This window comes from Clostridium sp. D43t1_170807_H7 (assembly GCF_015555905.1).
In the GTDB taxonomy this organism is placed as follows: Bacteria; Bacillota; Clostridia; order Clostridiales; family Clostridiaceae; genus Clostridium.
In genome coordinates this window covers 17,160-37,898 of record NZ_JADNLK010000004.1, presented here as the reverse complement: position 1 = coordinate 37,898, position 20,739 = coordinate 17,160, and the positions used below count along the sequence as shown (strand labels likewise).

Below are 20,739 nucleotides of genomic sequence, written 5' to 3'. Positions count from 1 at the left end.
TAAAGTAAGATGAAAGTACCATATAATTGGCTAAAGGACTACGCTGAAGTAAACGTAGATCCACATACATTAGGAGATAAATTAACTCTTTCAGGATCAGCTCTAGAAGAGGTTATTATACAAGGTGACAATATAAAAAATGTTGTTACTGGTAAAATTACAAAAATAGAAAAACACCCAGATGCAGATAGATTAAATGTTTGTCAAGTTAATATAGGGCAAGAAGAAGAAATACAAATAGTTACAGCTGCAACTAACATGAAGGAACAAGATATAGTGCCAGTTGCTCTTCATAAATCTATTTTAGCTGATGGAACTGAAATTAAAAAAGGTAAAATGAGAGGTGTAGTATCTAACGGTATGTTCTGTTCTGAAGAAGAACTTGGAATTGCTGGAGATGAACCAGTTCATGGATTAATGATTTTACCAGCTGATGCTCCATTAGGAATGGATATTAAGGAATACTTAGGATTAAATAAGGCAATATTAGATTTTGAAATAACATCTAATAGACCAGATTGTTTAAGTATGATAGGAATGGCTAGAGAAACAGCTGCAACACTTGGAACATCTTATAAAATGCCAAGTTTCAACTACGAAGTTAAATCTTCAAAAAATATTAATGATGAGTTAAAAGTTGAAGTTAAAGATGAGTTATGTAGAAGATACATGGCTAAAGGTGTTAAGAACGTTAAGGTTGAACCATCACCAGGTTGGATGCAAGAAAGACTTTTAGAAGCAGGGGTTAGACCTATAAACAATATAGTTGACATAACTAACTTTGTTATGTTAGAGCTAGGTCAACCAATGCATGCCTTTGATGCAAGACAAATAGAAAGTAAGACTATAGTTGTTGAAAGAGCTCAAGATGGAGAAAAATTCACAACTTTAGATGAAATAGAAAGAGAATTAGATTCAAGTATATTAATGATTAAAGATGGTTCTAAGTCTGTAGCTATAGCTGGAATTATGGGCGGATTAAACTCAGAAATTCAAGATGATACTACAGAAGTAATATTTGAATCTGCTAACTTTGAAGGTACTAACATAAGAGTTAGCTCTAAAAAATTAAATTTAAGATCAGAAAGTTCTTCAAGATTTGATAAAGATATAGATCCAAACTTAGCTAAGCTTGCAATAGATAGAGCATGTGCTTTAATATGCGAATTAGGCTGTGGAGAAGTTATGGAAGGAACTATAGATGTTTACAACAATGTAAAAGAAGAAGGTTCTATAACTGTAAATTCTAATTGGATAAATAAATTCTTAGGAACTGAAATTTCAAAAGAAGAAATGAAAAAAGCATTAGACGCTTTAGATTTAAAGACAAATGTTGAAGGTGATGATTTAGTTATAACTATTCCAACATTTAGAATAGATATTGCTATAAAAGAAGATATAGCAGAAGAAGTTGCTAGAATTTATGGATATGATAAGATTCCTACTACTATATTTAAGGTTTCAACAGAAAGAGAACCAAAATATAAGAATGAAATATTAACAGACAAAGTTATAGAAATAATGGTAGGTAGTGGTGTTAACCAATCTATTAGTTATTCATTTGTATCTCCTAAGGTATTTGATAAAGTTAATATACCAGCAGATAGTGAACTTAGAAATGTTGTTAAAATAAAGAATCCACTAGGAGAAGATTATAGTGTAATGAGAACAACTACATTACCTTCAATAATGGAATCTTTGGGAAGAAACTATTCAAGAAATAATGATTATGTAAGATTATTTGAAATTGGTAGAGTATATTTACCAAATGAAGATGAAAAACAATTACCTACTGAAAAGAATGTTTTAACTATAGGTATTTATGGTGATTGTGATTACTTAGATCTTAAAGGAATAGTTGAAAATATAATTGATGGATTAGGAATAGCTAAAGCTAAATATGTTAGAGAAAGCGAAAATCCAAGCTATCATCCTGGAAAAACAGCTGCTCTTATGGTAAGAAATAAGAAAGCTGGTGTATTTGGAGAAGTTCACCCAGATGTAATAGAAAACTATGGAATAGATGTAGATTGTTATGTAGCTGAATTAGATTTAGATGCTTTATTTGAAGCTTCAACTACAGTAAAAACTTATAAGCCATTACCAAAGTTCCCAGCTGTAACTAGAGATATCGCTTTACTTTGTGATGATTCTATATTAGTTGCTGAAATTGAAGAAACAATAAGAAAAGCTGGTGGAAACTTAGTAGAAAAAGTTCAATTATTTGATATATACAAAGGTGCTCAAATACCAGAAGGAAAGAAATCTATAGCTTATGCAATTGCATATAGAGATGAAAAGAAAACTTTAGAGGATAAAGATATATCTAAAGTACATGATAAAATTCTTAAAGCATTAGAACATAAATTAGGTGCTGTTTTAAGATAATTAATATATTTAGGGAAGCTGAAAATATCAGCTTCCGTTTAAATTACTATTAAAGATTTTTTTAGTAAATACAATGGTTTATATGAAAGTTTAGATTTTCTTAAACCTACACAACCACAATCCTCTTGTCTATTTACATATATTGTTTTTGAAAAATCTTTTCTTATAAATTCTCTATTTATGAATGCATAGATGCCTTTATAATTAATGTTACATCTTTCGATGTGGATTATAGCAGTATCTTTTAGAATTTCTCCAATTGAAAATCCAACTAAGGAGTTTTCAACATAAACACCAATAGAATATAAATTTAGATATTTAAGATTATACAGTAAGTCAGTTATCTCTTTAGTTTCTATTTGAAGTTCTTTACATAGAGAAACTCTTTTCGACTGCCAGTCTGATAATAGTTCTAAACAGTCATTTATTTTTTCTTCATTATCAATAGAAGTAATTGCGTAGTTATAGGAGTTTATAAAAGAATTATAATGATTTTTCTTCTGATGATACTTTTTACCTTCTAAGTTTAATAAGTCATTTGTTAAATATATATATTCAAAGGTATCTCTATTTTCAATGATTTTAAAAGGTAAATTAGTAAATGTTTTTAAATCATAAATAAAATTATCTTCTATATCCCCTAATAAATAAATATTATCATCAGTAGATAAGTCTTTTAATTTAAGAATTAACTCTTGAAGTATTGATTTGTTATAGCCTATTGGCATCATAAAAAATGTTCCATCATTAGTTTTCTTTTTTATTATTAAGCAATTATCTATTATAGAGTATTTAGTTTTACATAAATCTCTCCATAAATATAAAGCAGTAAAGGAGTATTCATAAGATTTATTGTTGAAATCTTTCAAATAATCAGTAAATAAATCTTTATCATTTAGGGTCAATTCTTTAAAGTTTTCCAATTTATCATCCCCTTATTGTTTAAAAAGAAAAAGGTATATATAATATTTTATTTTTATCTTATAAAGATGTGTAACTATATATTAATAAAAATATAGGAATTAAATTTTAACTAGAGAATATAATTTTATGAATAAAATTTTATTATTTAGAGGAATGAAATATATGAAATTAAAAAATTTAGTATTAAATTTATCAAAAGAGGATATATTAAATTTAATTGCTTTACAAGATAAAACAATAATTAAAAAATTGGAGCTGGGAAATACAATTAATGCAAGTGGAATTTATAAGTTAGTTGGATTAAATATTGATTTTGATACATCAATGACAATATCTAGTTTTAAGAATAATATAATTTATATTGATATTAATAACTTTCAAATTTCCGGGAAAAGTTCTTCTAATCCATTAGTTAAAGGATCTATAGCGCTTTTGACTAAGTCTATAAATGATATAGAAGGAATGAATTTAAAAGATAAAGTTTTAACAATAGATATTGAAAAAATAGTTCAAGTCTATTGTACTGACACATATGGAATTAAATTGGAAAAATTAGATATTAGTACACTAAATACTACTAATGGATGTCTTGAATTTGGAATTAATATACTAGATATAAATTTGAGTAATTTAAAAAATATAAATAATTTTAAAAAATAGGATTATAAGGGGCTATATTAATTTATTTAAAAGACTTTAAGTTAAAGTAAAATAAAATAATATAGCCTTTTAGTATTATAAAGTGATATTTAAGAAAACTGAGGTGTATGGATATGTTAATTTAGGTGGAGAAGCAATTTTAGGAAGTGAAGTGGTTTCTATAATTAAATCAAATTCAGAATTAAAATTAATAAAAAATGATAGTTTTATCGGGGTTAGAACATGTGTTTGTTTATCGGATTTACCACCATATGAAGGTAATATATATGTAATAACCCCAGCAAATAAAAGGTTAAGTCCTTATTTGTTAGGATATTAAATTAGAAATTTAAAAATAATGTAACCTCTTCTAAGTTAGAATGTATATGATATATTGTAAATGTATTATATAATATACATAATATGATATAAAAGTGAGGAGAAAGCTTAATGCCTAAATTAATAAAAATACAAAATCCTAAATTTATTGAGGATGTTGAAAATGTTATAAATATAAGAGATGAATTTATATATAGTGAAAAAATACAAAATAAACTTATAGAAAATATAGATCTTGAAAGTAAGAATGATATAGGTATTACTATAGATTCCTGTATATTTAATAATGTAACTTTTATTGATTGTAGTTTTGAAAGAGTTGATTTAATAGATACAATATTTAAAAATTGTGATTTGTCTAATGTATCCTTTATTGGTAGTAGTATACATAGAACTCAATTTATAAACTGTAAACTAATTGGAGCAAGATTTGATGAATGCAACTTTAAAAATGTTTTGTTTAAAAATGTATTAGGAAAATATTCTAACTTTTCTTTTACTAAGATAAATAATGTAAACTTTGTAGAATGTAATATGACGGAATCAGTATTACAAGATGTTAAGCTAGAGAAAAGTGTATTTGAAAATTGTGATTTAACTAATGGATTTTTTAATAAAACATTCCTAGGGAAAATAGACTTAACTACTTGTGATATTACAGGTATTGATATAGATATTCCTAATATATATGGAACTACAGTAACAACAATGCAAGCCTTAGATTTAAGTAGATTATTAGGATTAAATATAAAATAAATTATTAAAACTATCTATGATTTTTCATAGATAGTTTTTTTTATAATAATATTTTAGTTTAATGGGGAAAATACTACAGATATTGATATGAATTGGATGTGATATATATGAAAATTCTAAAATATATGTTGATTTTTATTCCAATCAGCATAATAGGAAAATTTATGAACTTTTCTCCTGCAGTTATGTTTATTTTGGCAGCTTTGTCAATTATACCTCTTGCAGGATTAATGGGAGAAGGTACAGAGGAAATATCTTTTTATTCAGGTCCTAAAATTGGAGGTTTTTTAAATGCAACCTTTGGAAATGCAACAGAATTAATAATATCATTTTTTGCATTAAAGAAAGGATTATTTGAAGTTGTTAAATCCTCAATAGCTGGATCAATAATAGGAAATATCCTATTAGTGTTAGGGGCTAGTATGCTAATAGGAGGACTTAAGCATAAAAGTCAAAAATTCAATAGAAATATAGTAGAAGTAACATCAAGTATGCTACTATTTGCAGTTATAGGGTTATCTGTACCGGCAGTATTTACTCATACTTTTTCTAGTAATTTGTTAAATACTAAATATGAAGGGTTAAGCATAGCAGTAGCAGTTATAATGTTTATACTATACATATTAAGCTTAGTATTTTCTTTCTTTACTCATAAGGAGTTATATGCAGTTAATTATGAGGAAGAAGGAAAGGCAAAGTGGTCATTAAAAAAGGCTATAATCATATTAATAGTATCTACTATTTTTATTGCAATCGAAAGTGAATTTTTAGTAGGTGGAGTAGAAGGAATAACAAGTAAATTAGGTTTAAGTGAATCTTTTGTGGGTATTATATTAATTCCTATTATAGGAAATGCAGCAGAACATACTACTGCAATTGTAATGGCATTAAAAAATAAAATGGATGTTGCAATTGAAATTGCAATAGGATCAAGTTTGCAAATAATATTATTTGTTGCCCCAGTACTTGTATTTTTAAGTCTAATGTTTACACCTATGACCATAATATTTAATCAATTTGAGCTAATTGCTCTTATTGTTTCGGTTTTAATAGCTAATAAAGTAGCTAGTGATGGTGAGTCTAATTGGTTAGAAGGAGCTCAGTTAGTTGCTGTATATTTAATAATTGCAGCCGGATTCTTTATAGTATAAAGCTAACATTAGATAATAATACTAATTAGTACTGTAATTACATAGCATTATATATCTATAAATGAGTAAAATAACTTTGTAATGTGAAAGAACATTATAATGTATTTTCTTATAGGAGGAATAATACTATGGGTGAAAAACATAGCTGTTGTTGTTCAAGTCAACAAGAAAAAGAAAAAAAGGCGAATAATTGTGGATGTGAGCATAGAAAAGGTAAAAAAGCTCAAAATATAAAAGAAAATTATTAAAAAATAAATAGCTAGTATATAACATATACTAGCTATTTATTTTTTATATACAAAAAAACAATAAAAAATTGAATAATTCAATTTAATATATATAATTAATAATAGAAAAATGATATTATATAAATTAAAATGATATTATATTATACATAAACAAGGTGGATGTAAATGGAAGAGTTAAAAAAAGCATTAGATGAAGTATTTAAGGATGACATAATAAAAATTGTTATAAGTAATAAGCTTAATAAAGAAATTAAATACAATAAAATAGCAGTTAATTTAAAGGAAACAAATAAAGGTAGATTTTATCAAATAGAAAAATTTACTGATAAGCAAGTTTTTCATGAAAATATAAATATAGAAAGAATTAATGAGAAAGTATATGAGTGTTTAAATAGAGCTTATAAACAATTTTCAGCATGGTCAGAGAATTGTACATATGATATTAAAATATCAAAAAAAGGAAAAGTATTTTTAGGAAAAAAGAAAAGTGATAATTCTAAGGTTGTTAAAAAAGGACATAATAAAGAGAAAAATTATATATTAAAAGAAGGGATGATAATTGAACCTCTTATAGATTTAGGTGTATTTACTAAAGAAGGTAAAGTTATTAATTCTAAATACGATAAATATAAGCAAATAAATAGATTTATTGAAATAATTGATGATGAAATTAAAAAGAATAATTATAAAGAGTTAACAATATTAGATTTTGGATGTGGTAAATCATATTTAACATTTGTGTTATATTACTATTTTGTTAAAATAAAAAATATAAATGTAAAAATGATTGGTTTAGATTTAAAAGAAGATGTAATTAAAAAGTGTAATGAAATAGCACAAAGATATAAATATGAGAACCTACACTTTGAATTAGGTGATATTAATGGATTTAAATATAATAATAAGGTTGATATGGTAATAACATTGCATGCTTGTGATACAGCAACAGATTATGCACTATATAACGCTGTTAAGTGGAATAGTAAGATGATTTTCTCTGTACCATGTTGTCAGCATGAATTTAATGCTCAAATGAAAGCAGATAAATTATCAATATTAACTAAGTATGGTATAGTTCAAGAAAGAGTAGCTGCTTTAATGACTGATAGTGTAAGAGCAAACTTATTGGAATGTGCAGGATATAAGACTCAATTATTAGAATTTATAGATATTTCACATTCCCCAAAAAATATTTTAATTAGAGCTTCAAAATCAAATGTGTCAAAGGAAAAAAGAGAAAGATCTATTAAAGAAGTTAACAATTTAATTGAAACATTTAATTTTAATCCAACATTATATAACTTACTAAAAAATGATAATTTAATTTAATCTAATAAATAAAGGCAGTAAAGACATAAAGAATTTTTACTGTCTTTATTTTAAAATATATATAAGGAGAAATTTATGAAATCAGGTAGAAAAAAAGCTTTTAATGTTATATATGGAAGAGTACTGATGATAATTGCTCTATTAGTTATACAAATTACAATATTAGGATTTGCATTTATGTGGTTAAGTGAAGACATTCCATATATATACGGTGGATTTACTGTACTTACAGCAATTTTAGTTATTTATATTCTAAATAAAAATGAAAATCCATCTTTTAAATTAGCATGGATAGTACTTTTTGTTGTATCACCTGTTTTTGGGGCATTATTTTATTTATTTGTAAAGTTTCAAGTTGAAAGTAAGCTTATTAACTATAAATTACTAAAAATTATAGATGAAACACAACAATATCTATCACAAGATAAGAAAGTTATTGCTGAATTAGAAGAGGTGGACATGCAGGTAGCTAATTTAGCTAAATATATGGTTAATATAGGTGGATATCCTATTTATAAAAATACAGATATAGAATACTTTTCTTTAGGTGAAGAAAAGTTTAAAGAAATGAAAAAGCAAATAAAAAAAGCTCAAAAATTTATTTTTATGGAGTACTTTATTGTTGAAGAAAGTTATATGTGGAATTCTATTTTAGAATTATTAGAAGAAAAAGTTAAAGAAGGTGTTGAAGTTAGATTTATGTATGATGGTATGTGCTCATTATCATTATTACCATACAATTATCCTGACTTTATTAAAGAGAAGGGAATAAAGTGCAAAATGTTCTCGCCTATTAAGCCAGTTCTATCAACGGCTCAAAATAATAGAGATCATAGAAAGATACTTGTTATTGATGGAAAGGTAGCTTTCAATGGAGGAATAAATTTAGGGGATGAGTATATAAATCGTATTGAAAAGTATGGACACTGGAAGGATACTGCAATAATGTTAACTGGAGATGCAGTAAAAAGCTTTACTTTGATGTTTTTACAAATGTGGAATATAAATGAAAAGAATCATGATGATTTTGAAAAATATATATCTATAGAAAAAGAAGAACAAAACTCTATTGGCTATGTAATGCCTTATGGTGATAGTCCTTTAGACAATGAGAATGTTGGAGAAAATGTATATCTAGACATATTAGCTACAGCTAAAAGATATGTTCATATTATGACTCCATATTTAATTATTGATAATGAAATGATGATAGCATTAACATATGCAGCTAAAAGAGGTATTGATATAAAATTAATATTACCTAGTATTCCTGATAAAAAGAGTGCTTTTATGTTAGCAAGAACATATTATCCAGAGCTTATAAGGGCAGGAGTTAAGATATATGAGTATACGCCAGGTTTTGTACATGCTAAAGTATTTTCAAGTGATGATGAAAAAGCTGTAGTAGGAACTATAAATTTAGATTTTAGAAGCCTATACCTTCACTTTGAATGTGCAACATTCTTTTATAAAACTAACACTGTAAAGTATGTAGAAAATGATTTTCAAAATACATTAGCAGCGTGTAAGCTGATAACTATAGAAGATTATAATAAATTAAATATTTTTTATAAAATTGGCGGAGGACTTTTAAAATTAATTGCGCCATTAATGTAAGAAATTAATTTGAAATAATAATGAGAGAGTATAACTCCTTCATTATTATTTTTTTTATTTGTTTTAAAAGATAAATTAATTACATAATAATAGAATGTACAAGCATTTTTATAAATATCATGAGGGGGAATGGTTATTTTGGTTAATAATAAAAAAAATAGTATAACCTTTATTGTAATTACTACTATTTTTGCTTTATTAATAATATATTTTTTTATTTCTATTTATTTTAATAATCACTTTTTTATAGGAACATATATAAATGGTGTAAATGTATCTTTTAAAACTGTAGAAGAGGCTGATGCTAAATTACTAAATGCATCACATAATTATGTTCTAGAAATAAAAGAAAGAAATGATGTAATAGAATATATTGAAGGAGATAAAATTAATTTTGAATATAAGGGAACTGATAAAATAGATGAGTTAAAGAAAAAACAAAATGGTTTTTTATGGCCTAAGGTTTTATTCACCAAGAATGTATATAATATAAATAATGTTTATTCATATGAAAAAACTTTACTTGATGAGGAGTTTAATAAATTAGCATGTTTTGCTAAGGAGAATGTTATTGAACCTTTAGATGCTTGTTTCCATTATAATGGTATTGAATATGAAATAATTAAAGAAGTATATGGAAATAAAGTTAATAAAAATTATTTATATGCTTATATATTGAATTCTGTATTAATAGGGACAGAAACTATTGATTTGGAAGAGATAAATGCTTACGAATATCCAGATTTTACATCAACAAGTGAGAAGGTTATAGAAGCTCAAAAACAGTTAAATACATTTGTATCAACTACAGTGTATTATAATTTTGATGATGAAATAGAAATTTTAGATGGAAGTATAATTAATGAGTGGTTAGAAGTAGACCAATCTATGAATGTTGTACTTAATGAAAAGAAGATTAAAGAATATTTAAATGATTTAAGTCTTAAATATGACACTTATGGAAAAACTCGTACTTTTAAAACTACTACTGGAAAAACGGTCGAAGTAGTAGGGGGAAATTATGGGTGGAAAATTGATAAAACTAAAGAATTTGATGAATTAATTAATAATATAAAAAATGGTGAAACTATAAAAAAGGAACCATTATATATACAAAAGGCATGGGGGACTAGAGAAAATGATATTGGTAATACTTATGTTGAAATAAATTTAACTAATCAATCTTTATGGTTTTATAAGAATGGAGAATTAATTGTACAAGGAGATGTTGTAACAGGAAATGTAAGTAGAGGAAATGCAACTCCACAAGGTACTTATATATTAAATTATAAACAGAAAAATGCGACATTAAAAGGTGCTGGATATAGTTCAAATGTTAAGTATTGGATGCCATTTAACTGTAATATTGGTATACATGATGCTAGTTGGAGAGGATCTTTTGGAGGTTCTATTTATAAGACAGATGGTAGTCATGGATGTGTAAATGCACCTGAGTATTTGGCTAAAAAAATATATGAAAATATAGAGCCAGGAACTCCTATTATTTGTTATAAGGAAGAATAGAAAGGAAAAAATAAATATGATAGGAAAGATAGTGACGGTCACAGTTGATAGAAAAAAGGGAACATATCATCCTAAACATAAAGAAATTTATTATCCAATTAATTATGGATATATTGAAGGGATAATAGCACCAGATGGAGAAGAACAGGATGCATATATTTTAGGAGTTGAAGAACCAATAGAGTCATTCACAGGAGAGATAATTGCAATTATTCATAGAAAAAATGATATTGAAGATAAATGGATAGTGGCTCCAAAAGGGATGAAATTTACTATTAGAGAAATAGAAAAGCAAGTACAATTTCAAGAAAAATATTTTGATTATGAAGTACTAATGTAAAATTTGAAAATATATTTGTAATTATTTCTCTAGTAATAGGAGAGATTTTTTTACAATTAAATAAATGTGTTGCTCTTATTATTAGTAATTTATAGTTATTGATTAAGATAAAGTACGAACTTAACAACATACAGTATTTTTATTATATGGTATAATAAGGAGGATGAGATTTGTATAAACATATAGGGAAATAGAAATTTATAAGGAAGATATATTATGGAGATTTGGGATTTATATACTAAGGATAGAATTAAAACTGAGGAAACAATGGTGAGAGGTGAAAAAATTACTAAAGGTTTTTATAGGTTAGTAGTTCATGTATGTATTTTCAATTCTCAAGGGGAGATGTTAATTCAACAAAGGCAACTTTTTAAAAGTAGTTGGCCCAATATGTGGGATGTTACTGTTGGGGGTAGTGCTATTTCTGGTGATACAAGTCAATCAGCGGCAGAGCGTGAAGTTTATGAAGAGATTGGATATAAGTTATCTCTAGATGGAATAAGACCAGCTCTTACAATAAACTTTGAAGATGGATTTGACGATATGTATTTAATTAAAAAAGATATAGAAATATCAGATCTATACTTGCAATATGAGGAAGTTAAAGCAGTTAAATGGGCTTCAAAGGAAGAAATATTAAAGATGATTGATGAAGAAACTTTTATACCTTATCATAAAAGTTTAATAGAGTTGCTATTCTTCATGAAAGATACAAAAGGTACACATACACGATAAATGAAAAAAATAGGATAAGCTATTTAATTGAAAGGATAAACGCAGAATAATAGTTTAATGGGTTATATCATAATTTGTTTTGATATAATCCATTTTATTATTTTAGTAATAATTTATTAGTATACATAATAAAATATATTAAGTTTAAATTATAAAGTTAGAATCTCAATTAAAGGGGTGGAGATTTATGGGAAATAGAACAGAGACTATAATTTTAAAGTTATCAAGAAATGATGAGAGAAAGATTAGAGATAAAGCCATAAGCGATAATAAAAGCATAACTGAATATATAAAGCAGATATGTATATATGATCCTTGGATTGAAAATTATGAGGAATAGAAGAATATGGACTTTATAAGTGGGAGTATATTACATAAGTTATTTATTGTTTTTTATAGTCTTATTATAATTTATGGATTTTATTCTGATATTAAAGAGAAAAATAAAATTGAAAAAAGAATAAAAGAAAAAATAGATGATCAATATAAAACAGAGATATTATTAGAAATAGATGAAGATGAAAAGTATATGTTAAGAAATTTAGCTTATGATTATGGCTATGATTCAATAGAAGAGTTTATAGTCACAATATTAAATGAAGAAATAAATAAAGAATGAATTATTTAATAATAATTATTATCTATTGATAGTATTATAATATTGTAGTATATTTAAAGTAATAAAACACGTTACTTATATGCATTTGTAAGTGTAAGTTTAATTTACTAAATAAAAGATTTAGAATTTTACTTAGTGTAAATATTATACAATATTGGAGGGCTACACATGTTAAACATAGGATGTCACCTATCTACTACAAAAGGATTCAAGAATATGGGAAAAGAAGCTTTATCTATTGGAGCTAATACTTTTCAATTTTTCACTCGTAATCCTAGAGGTGGAAAAGCTAAAGATATAGATGAAAAAGATATTAATGGACTTTTAGAAATAATGAAAGAAAATAATTTTGCTAAAATATTAGCACATGCTCCATATACTTTAAATGGATGCTCAGCAGATGAAAATACAAGAAAATTTGCAACTGAAATGATGGCAGATGATTTAGTTAGAATGGAATATCTACCTAACAATCTATATAACTTCCATCCAGGTAGTCATGTTAAACAAGGCGTCGATGTTGGAATAGATTATATTGTAGAAATGTTAAATACAGTATTAAAACCTGAGCAAACAACAACTGTTTTACTTGAAACTATGGCTGGAAAAGGGACTGAAATAGGAAGAAGCTTTGAAGAAATAGCAGAAATTATAAATAGAGTTGAGTTAAAGGATCATTTAGGTGTATGTTTAGATACATGCCATGTTTATGATGCTGGATATGATATAGTAAATGATTTAGATAATGTTCTAGAAGAATTTGATAGAATAATAGGCTTAGATAGATTAAAGGCTATACACTTAAATGATAGTAAAAACCCTTTTAAGAGTCATAAGGATAGACATGAAAAAATTGGTGAGGGAACTTTAGGTCTTGAAGGAATAAGTAGAATAATAAATCATCCTAAGCTTAGACATTTACCATTTTTCTTAGAAACTCCTAATGAGTTAGATGGATATAAAAATGAAATAGAGTTATTAAAAGAACAATATAAATAATAATATAAGTGAAAGTATTTATAGCTACCAAGCTAGATAAATACTTTCATTTTTTTTATAAAAAAAATAATTGATTATAATATAAAACAATAAAAAGGACTAAAATAATGTTATAAATATTATTTTAGTTTTTTTAATAATATACATATAATAAAAGCTAAAAAATAGAGGTGATTTTTATGAATGAAAATAATGGTAAGGAAACTAAAGCAATTGAGGTATTATTTCAAAAATTAATAAATGATAGCTATAAACAAAAGGAGTATAGAGATATTTATGTAATTGATATACTTCCTAGAAAGGTGGCTAATATAGGAAAATATAGTGACTTTGAAAATATTATCTTAAAAAATAACAGTTATAATGTTTTAAATAAGTTTGTTTTATCAATGAGCAAATTATATCTTTATGATAGTCATATTTTTAAATTGGTACATGAAGAGGGAGATAGTTTGTCTTTTGAACCTTATAATAACGATCTAAATAGATTTATAGATGATGTAATTTATAACTTATCTGTTCCAGAAAAGAGAATGGATATTATATTTAATGAATTAAAAATTGGAATAGAAATAAATTCATGGTGCATCAAGGTTATGGATTTTGGATGCATAGATTTAAGATTTGTTATGGATATGTTCAAATCTGAAGGACTTTTTATTAGAAGACCACTACTATAAAATTATGTAGTATTTAACAATTAACTTAATTGTATTATAATTGAAATAACATATATTGAGATAAGTTACAAGGATTATGAGGATAAAAAATAAATAGTGAGAGGTGAGTTAATGTCTTATAAAATTTTAGGTAGTGATATTAATAGGGTTGATGCTTTTGCAAAAGTAACAGGTAGAGCTAAATACACAGATGATTTTATGGAAAGGGATATGCTTGTAGGAAAAGTGCTTAGAAGTCCTTATGCTCATGCCTATATTAAAAATATAGATGTAGAAGAGGCATCAAAGTTAGAAGGGGTATATGCAATAATTACATCTAAGGATTTACCTAAAATAAAGTTTGCAACAGCAGGGCATCCCTATTCATTAGATCCTACTCATAGGGATGTAGAAGATAGATTAATATTAACAGATAAAGCTAGATTAGTAGGAGACGCAATTGCAGCAATAGTAGCTAAAGATGAAATAATAGCTGAAAAAGCATTAAAGTTAATAAAAGTTGATTATGAGATTTTACCTGCTGTATTTGATGTAGAAGAAGCAGCTGAAGATGATGCACCTAAAATTCATGAAGATAGAAAAAATAATATACTCGCCTCTTCTGTTATAGATATAGGAGATATTGAAAATGAATTTAAAAACTCAGATTTTATATTTGAAGGTGAATATGAAACCAGTATAGTTCAACATTGTCAGCTTGAAAATCAAACAGCATATGCTTATGTTGATAGTGACAATAGAATAGTTATAGTTACATCAACTCAAATACCTCATATAGTTAGGAGAATAGTTGGTCAGGCGTTAAATATACCGTGGGGACGTATTAGGGTTATTAAACCATATATAGGTGGTGGTTTTGGAAATAAACAGGATGTGATAATAGAACCATTAACTGCAGCTATGACTTTAGAGGTTAATGGAAGACCTGTTAGGTTTTCATTAAGTAGAGAAGAAGTGTTTATTGATACAAGAACTAGACATGCTATGAAATTTAATATTAAAAGTGCAGTTTCAAAAGAAGGTAAATTATTGGGGATTTATATGAAAAATATAGTTAATAACGGTGCTTATGCTTCTCATGGACATTCCATTGCAATGAGTGCAGCAAGTAAATTTAGACCACTATATAATTTTAAATCTATAAGGGTTGAACCCAAAACTGTGTATACCAATTTACCAACGGCAGGAGCTATGAGAGGGTATGGAATTCCACAAGTTTGCTTCGCTTTAGAATCTCATATTGATGATATAGCAAGAAAGTTAAATATAGATCCAATAAAATTTAGAAAAGATAATTTTATATCACTTGGTCATATTGATCCTTTAAATGAAATTAAAGTAAGATCTTTTAAATTAGATAAATGTATTGAAAAAGGAAAAGAATTAATAAGATGGGATGAAAAAAAGAAAATATATAAAGACCAGACTTCAAATAAAAGAAGGGGATTAGGAGTGGCTTGTTTTAGTTATTTCTCAGGCACTCATCCTGTATCTCTAGAATTGGCTGGTGCAAGAATTGTAATGAATCAAGATGGTTCTGTTCAATTGCAAGTAGGTGCAACAGAAATAGGACAAGGTAGTGATACTGTATTTTCTCAAATGGTAGCTGAAGTTTTAGGAATAAGTATAGAGGATGTTCATATTATTACAACTCAAGATACTGATATTACTCCATTTGATACAGGTGCATATGCTTCAAGACAAAGCTTTGTTACAGGTGCAGCAGTTAAAAAAGCAGCACAAGAAGTAAAGGAAAAAGTTCTTTCTATTGCAAGCAAAAAATATGGTTTAAATATTGAGGAACTAGATATTGAGGATGGAAATATAATTGAGAAAAAAATAGGAGATGTACTATGTCCATTAGGAGATATAGCATTATATTCTTATTATGATAGGATAAATGCAAAACCAATAACAAGTGATACATCTGAAAATGTAAGGATCAATGCAGTTGCCTATGGTGTAACTTTTGCAGAAGTTGAAGTAGATATTGAAACTGGAAAAATTGAAGTGTTAGAAATATACAATATCCATGATTCAGGTAAAATATTAAATCATAAGCTTGCAGAAGGACAAGTTCAGGGTGGAGTAAGTATGGGACTGGGTTATGCATTAGCAGAACAATTGCTATTTGATAAAAAATCAGGTAAACCCTTAAATAATAATTTATTAGATTATAAAGTTCAAACAATATTAGACACTCCCACTATTGGTGTAGATTTTGTAGAAGAGGCAGATCCAGCGGGTAGTTTTGGACAAAAATCTTTAGGAGAAAATCCAACTATTTCACCTGCTCCAGCAATAAGAAATGCAGTGTTAGATGCAACTGGGGTAGCATTTAATAAAATACCTATGAATCCACAAAGTGTTTTTGAAAAATTTAAAGAAGTTGGATTAATTTAAGGGGGAGGTCTATATGTTTGATATAAAGGAAATAAAAGAGCCGAAATCTTTAGATGAAGCACTAAAAGTATTAGATAGTAATACTAAATTAAAGATAATAAGTGGAGGTACAGATGTATTAATAAAATTACATCATGGTAAAATTAGTGATGTAGAGCTTTTAAGTATAAAGAATTTAGATACATTAAGAGATATTAAGATTCTAGAGGATAAGACAATTTCAATAGGAGCAAATTCAACATTTTCCGATATTTTTAGAAGTGAAGTAATTAATAATAATATTCCTATATTAAGTGAAGCAGCTGTATTAATGGGCGGACCACAGATAAGAAATATGGCAACTATAGGTGGAAATGTGTGTAATGGAGCAGTTTCAGCAGATAGTGCACCAGCTTTATTTTCACTTAATGCAGAACTTAAGCTTAAGAGTTTAAATAATGAACGTATAGTTAAAATTACTGAGTTTTATGATGGACCAGGTAAAGTTAAAATTGAAAGAAATGAAATATTAACTGAAATTTTAATAAAGGAAGAAGATTACAAAAATAAGAAGGGTAAATATATTAAGTTTGCCAATAGAAAAGCGCTTGATATATCAATGTTAGGAGTAGCTCTTTTATATGAGATAGAAGATAATACTTTTAAAGATTTAAGAGTTTCTTTAGGTATAGCAGCTCCAACACCTATAAGATGTAGAACTGCTGAAAACTTTGCTATAGGAAAAGGTGTAACTAATGAAGTTATTAATAAAGTTGCTGAATTAGCAAAAATTGATTCTAATCCTAGGAATTCATGGAGGGGTTCTAGAGATTATAGATTACATCTTATAAGTACTTTAATCAAAAGAATATTAAGTGATGATTTGATAAAAAGTGAGGTAAAGTAGGATGAATGATTCTATTATGAAAAAGATTAATATTATAGTAAATGATACTGAATATAACATAGAAGTTGATATTAGAGAATCTCTTCTAGATGTATTGAGAAATAGACTTTTTTTAACTGGAGTAAAAAGAGGATGTTCTGTAGGTGAATGTGGAGCTTGCACAGTCCTTATAGATGGCGTACCAGTAGATTCCTGTATTTATCTTGCTATATGGGCAGATAAAAAGAAAATAGTAACTATTGAAGGTGTAGCAAAAGGTGGGAAATTAAGTAAGGTCCAACAAGCTTATATAGATGAAGGTGCTATTCAATGTGGATTTTGTACACCAGGACTTGTCTTAACAACAACAGCATTAGTTAATAGTGGAAAAGAATATACAGATGAAGAAATAAAAAGAGAGTTATCAGGACATTTATGTAGATGTACAGGATACCAAAAAATATTTAAGGCAACTAAAAAGTCTTTGCAGAAAAAATAATTAAATATTGACTAAGGGGAGATTTAAATTGAAAGAACTTTATGGCATAAAAGGAAATGTAATATATACAAAAATATTTGGAAAATATGAAGTTATAAATAATGGAATAATAGTAGTAGAAGATGAAAGAGTTAAAGGCGTTTATAATGAATTGCCATTAAAGTATAAATGTATTAATATAAAGGACTATGGAGATAAATTAATTATTCCTGGATTCATTGATTTGCACTTACATGCTCCACAATTCCCTAATATGGGATTAGGTTTAGATAAGGAGTTAATGCCATGGCTAAATAAATATACATTTCCTGAAGAAGCAAAATACAATGATTTACAATATGCTGAAAATGTATATAAGAAGCTAATAAAAAAAATATGGAGTGTTGGTACTACTAGATGTTGTATATTTAATACAATTCATAAGGAAAGCACAAAGTTACTTTTAGATTTATTTAATAAATCTGGATTAGGTGCATATATTGGAAAAGTTAACATGGATAGAGAATCACCAGATGAATTAATAGAAGATACTAATAAATCAATTTTGGAAACTATAGAATTAGTAATGGAGTATAAAGATAAGTATAAATTAGTAAAGCCAATAATAACTCCACGCTTTGTTCCAACATGTAGTTTTGAATTATTAAAAAAATTAGGTGAGATAGCAGATAAATATGATATACCAGTACAATCTCATCTTTGTGAAAATTTAGGTGAGATAGAATTAGTAAAAAAACTTCATCCTGAATGTAGAAACTATGCTGAAGTATATGATAAAGCAAATTTATTAAGGGAAAATAAGAGTATAATGGCTCACTGTGTACTAGTAAATGAAACAGAAATAGATCTATTAAGAGACAAAGGGGTATTTGTAGCCCATTGCCCAACATCCAATTTAAATTTATCTAGTGGGATAGCTCCAATTAGAAGATTAATTGAAAGAAAAGTTAATGTTGGATTAGCTTCAGATATATCAGGTGGGCATACGTTATCAATGCGAGAAGTTATAACCTCTTCAGCACAAGTATCAAATCTAAGATGGATTAATAGTAGTAAGGTTGAAGAAAAATTAACAACAGCAGAACTATTTTATCTGGCAACTAAAGGTGGAGGAAAATTCTTTGGTAAAGTTGGTAGTTTTGAAGAAGATTATGAATTTGATGCTTTAGTTATAGATGATAGTAATTTACTGATTGAAAATAATCTTTCAATAGAAGAAAGATTACAAAAGTTATTATATATAGGTAATTGTAATAATATAATTGAAAGATATGTTTCTGGAAAGCTTATAAATGAACCTATTTTATAGAATTATATAATTTAAAATTAAATTCTTATTAAAATAAAGTGTGGTGAGTTTTTGATTGATATATTTAAACCAAAAACTTTAGATGAAGCAAAGAAAATATTAAATAGTGAAGAAAATATTAAAGTATTAGCTGGTGGTACGGATTTAATAATTGATATTAGAAAAAATAAATATATACTAGATAGTTTATTAGATATAGGTAATATAGAAGAATTAAAAAATATAGAAGAAAATGATGATAGTATATCTATTGGGGCTAGGGTAACCTTTAGTGAACTTAAAGAAAGTGAAATAATAAAAAATAGATGTAACTCTTTATATGAATGTAGTAAGACTATGGGCTCTCCACATATAAGAAATGTTGCTACTATAGGTGGGAATGTAGCAAATAGTGCTTCAGCAGCAGACTCTATACCTTGTTTAATGTCTTTATATAGTAAAATAATTTTAGAATCTATTGATGGTGTTAGAGAAGTTAGTTTAAGAGATTATTTTAAAAACTACAATATTGAGCATCTAAAGAAAAGAGAAATAATAACGAAATTCATTATTCCTAAAAAGAATAGTATAAGTGGTTATTATAAGCTTGGAAAAAGAAATTCTTTATCTATAGCTAGAATAAGTGTAGCTGTAGGATTAACTTTAAAAGAAGATATAGTAAAAGATATAAGTGTAGTTGTTGGTGCAGCAGGCAAAGTACCATTTGAAGTTACAGATGTTAAAAGAGTTATAATAAATGAAAAAAAGGAAGCTCTATTTGAAAATGAAATTTTAAATATTTTAGAAAATTCAGTATATAATAGCATAAAGGGAAGAAATACTGTAGAGTTTAAAAAAGAAGCTGTTAAGGGTGTATATAAGCAGGCTTTATATAATGCATTAAAGATTGAAGGTGTTTAATATTAAGGTTTCTATTAATGTAAATGGAATAAATTATACTAAGAATATTGATTCAACAACAAGACTAATTGATTTTATAAGAGAGGATTTAAAGTTAAAAGGAACTAAAGAAGGCTGTGGCGAAGGAGAATGCGGTGCATGTACAGTTATTGTTAATGGGAAAGCAATTAATTCTTGCTTAATGTTGGCCTCTTCTGCTGATGGAAAAAATGTAATAACAATTGAAGGTGTTTCAGATAAAGATAAACTTCATCCAATACAAGAAGCTTTTATGGAGGTTGGAGCTGTTCAATGTGGTTATTGTACTCCTGGTATGATATTAAGTGCAAAGGCACTTTTAGATGAAAAACCAAATGCAGATGAAGAGGAAATTAAAGAAGCTTTATCTGGAAATCTATGTAGATGCACAGGATATAAAAAAATAATACAAGCTGTAATTTTAGCAAAAGACAAATTAAATAACAAATAGCTCTAA

21 protein-coding genes are annotated in these 20,739 nt (G+C 26.7%); 20 read left to right on the top strand and 1 reads right to left on the bottom strand.

Going from position 1 to position 20,739, the window contains the following annotated elements:
• Positions 1–9: 9 nt before the first annotated feature.
• Positions 10–2,388, top strand: a complete 2,379-nt coding sequence (gene pheT, locus I2E98_RS03605) for a phenylalanine--tRNA ligase subunit beta (RefSeq protein WP_195467601.1) — start codon at positions 10–12, stop codon at positions 2,386–2,388.
• A gap of 38 nt (positions 2,389–2,426) precedes the next feature.
• On the opposite strand, the gene I2E98_RS03600 is transcribed toward pheT, so the two are convergent.
• On the bottom strand, positions 2,427–3,311 hold the full coding sequence (locus tag I2E98_RS03600; protein WP_195467600.1) for a phosphatidylglycerol lysyltransferase domain-containing protein: 885 nt from the start codon (positions 3,309–3,311) through the stop codon (positions 2,427–2,429).
• Between the two features lie 163 nt (positions 3,312–3,474).
• On the opposite strand from I2E98_RS03600, the gene I2E98_RS03595 reads away from it, so the two are divergent.
• The 19 genes from I2E98_RS03595 (at position 3,475) to I2E98_RS03505 (ending at position 20,733) form a co-directional block, all read left to right on the top strand.
• Positions 3,475–3,972: a hypothetical protein gene (locus tag I2E98_RS03595; protein WP_195467599.1), complete on the top strand. Its 498-nt coding sequence runs from the start codon at positions 3,475–3,477 to the stop codon at positions 3,970–3,972.
• Positions 3,973–4,054: 82 nt separating this feature from the next.
• On the top strand, positions 4,055–4,291 hold the full coding sequence (locus I2E98_RS03590) for a hypothetical protein (RefSeq protein ID WP_195467598.1): 237 nt from the start codon (positions 4,055–4,057) through the stop codon (positions 4,289–4,291).
• Between the two features lie 110 nt (positions 4,292–4,401).
• A complete protein-coding gene (locus I2E98_RS03585; protein ID WP_195467597.1) occupies positions 4,402–5,046 on the top strand; it encodes a pentapeptide repeat-containing protein in 645 nt (214 codons plus the stop codon).
• A gap of 107 nt (positions 5,047–5,153) precedes the next feature.
• Positions 5,154–6,197 carry a calcium/proton exchanger gene (gene cax / locus I2E98_RS03580; protein WP_195467596.1) on the top strand — a complete coding sequence of 348 codons (1,044 nt, stop codon included), beginning with the start codon at positions 5,154–5,156 and terminating at the stop codon, positions 6,195–6,197.
• A gap of 413 nt (positions 6,198–6,610) precedes the next feature.
• On the top strand, positions 6,611–7,774 hold the full coding sequence (locus I2E98_RS03575; RefSeq protein WP_195467595.1) for an SAM-dependent methyltransferase: 1,164 nt from the start codon (positions 6,611–6,613) through the stop codon (positions 7,772–7,774).
• 75 nt (positions 7,775–7,849) lie between these two features.
• Positions 7,850–9,391, top strand: a complete 1,542-nt coding sequence (cls, locus tag I2E98_RS03570) for a cardiolipin synthase (protein ID WP_195467594.1) — start codon at positions 7,850–7,852, stop codon at positions 9,389–9,391.
• Positions 9,392–9,529: 138 nt separating this feature from the next.
• The gene (locus I2E98_RS03565) at positions 9,530–10,915 is read left to right on the top strand and encodes a peptidoglycan binding domain-containing protein (RefSeq protein ID WP_243250922.1); all 1,386 of its coding nucleotides are present in this window, start codon (positions 9,530–9,532) and stop codon (positions 10,913–10,915) included.
• Between the two features lie 16 nt (positions 10,916–10,931).
• Positions 10,932–11,255, top strand: a complete 324-nt coding sequence (locus I2E98_RS03560; protein WP_195467592.1) for an inorganic pyrophosphatase — start codon at positions 10,932–10,934, stop codon at positions 11,253–11,255.
• A gap of 216 nt (positions 11,256–11,471) precedes the next feature.
• A complete protein-coding gene (locus I2E98_RS03555) occupies positions 11,472–11,990 on the top strand; it encodes an NUDIX domain-containing protein (RefSeq protein ID WP_195467591.1) in 519 nt (172 codons plus the stop codon).
• Positions 11,991–12,177: 187 nt separating this feature from the next.
• The gene (locus I2E98_RS03550; RefSeq protein WP_195467590.1) at positions 12,178–12,330 is read left to right on the top strand and encodes a hypothetical protein; all 153 of its coding nucleotides are present in this window, start codon (positions 12,178–12,180) and stop codon (positions 12,328–12,330) included.
• Positions 12,331–12,336: 6 nt separating this feature from the next.
• On the top strand, positions 12,337–12,609 hold the full coding sequence (locus I2E98_RS03545) for a hypothetical protein (protein WP_195467589.1): 273 nt from the start codon (positions 12,337–12,339) through the stop codon (positions 12,607–12,609).
• 168 nt (positions 12,610–12,777) lie between these two features.
• Complete coding sequence (locus I2E98_RS03540) at positions 12,778–13,608, top strand: deoxyribonuclease IV (RefSeq protein ID WP_195467588.1); 831 nt, start codon at positions 12,778–12,780, stop codon at positions 13,606–13,608.
• A 179-nt stretch (positions 13,609–13,787) separates the two neighbouring features.
• Entirely contained in the window at positions 13,788–14,288 is a 501-nt protein-coding gene (locus tag I2E98_RS03535) for a hypothetical protein (protein WP_195467587.1), read from the top strand.
• Between the two features lie 111 nt (positions 14,289–14,399).
• Complete coding sequence (xdhA, locus tag I2E98_RS03530; RefSeq protein WP_195467586.1) at positions 14,400–16,691, top strand: xanthine dehydrogenase molybdenum-binding subunit XdhA; 2,292 nt, start codon at positions 14,400–14,402, stop codon at positions 16,689–16,691.
• Between the two features lie 13 nt (positions 16,692–16,704).
• Positions 16,705–17,577 (top strand): xanthine dehydrogenase subunit XdhB, encoded by an 873-nt coding sequence (gene xdhB / locus I2E98_RS03525; RefSeq protein ID WP_195467585.1) that lies wholly within the window; start codon positions 16,705–16,707, stop codon positions 17,575–17,577.
• Between the two features lies 1 nt (position 17,578).
• Positions 17,579–18,055: a xanthine dehydrogenase subunit XdhC gene (gene xdhC / locus I2E98_RS03520; RefSeq protein WP_195467584.1), complete on the top strand. Its 477-nt coding sequence runs from the start codon at positions 17,579–17,581 to the stop codon at positions 18,053–18,055.
• A gap of 28 nt (positions 18,056–18,083) precedes the next feature.
• On the top strand, positions 18,084–19,364 hold the full coding sequence (gene guaD, locus I2E98_RS03515) for a guanine deaminase (RefSeq protein WP_195467583.1): 1,281 nt from the start codon (positions 18,084–18,086) through the stop codon (positions 19,362–19,364).
• Between the two features lie 51 nt (positions 19,365–19,415).
• Complete coding sequence (locus I2E98_RS03510; protein WP_195467582.1) at positions 19,416–20,264, top strand: FAD binding domain-containing protein; 849 nt, start codon at positions 19,416–19,418, stop codon at positions 20,262–20,264.
• Positions 20,257–20,733 carry a (2Fe-2S)-binding protein gene (locus I2E98_RS03505; protein ID WP_195467581.1) on the top strand — a complete coding sequence of 159 codons (477 nt, stop codon included), beginning with the start codon at positions 20,257–20,259 and terminating at the stop codon, positions 20,731–20,733. Before I2E98_RS03510 ends, I2E98_RS03505 begins: the two co-directional genes overlap by 8 nt.
• Positions 20,734–20,739 lie beyond the last annotated feature (6 nt).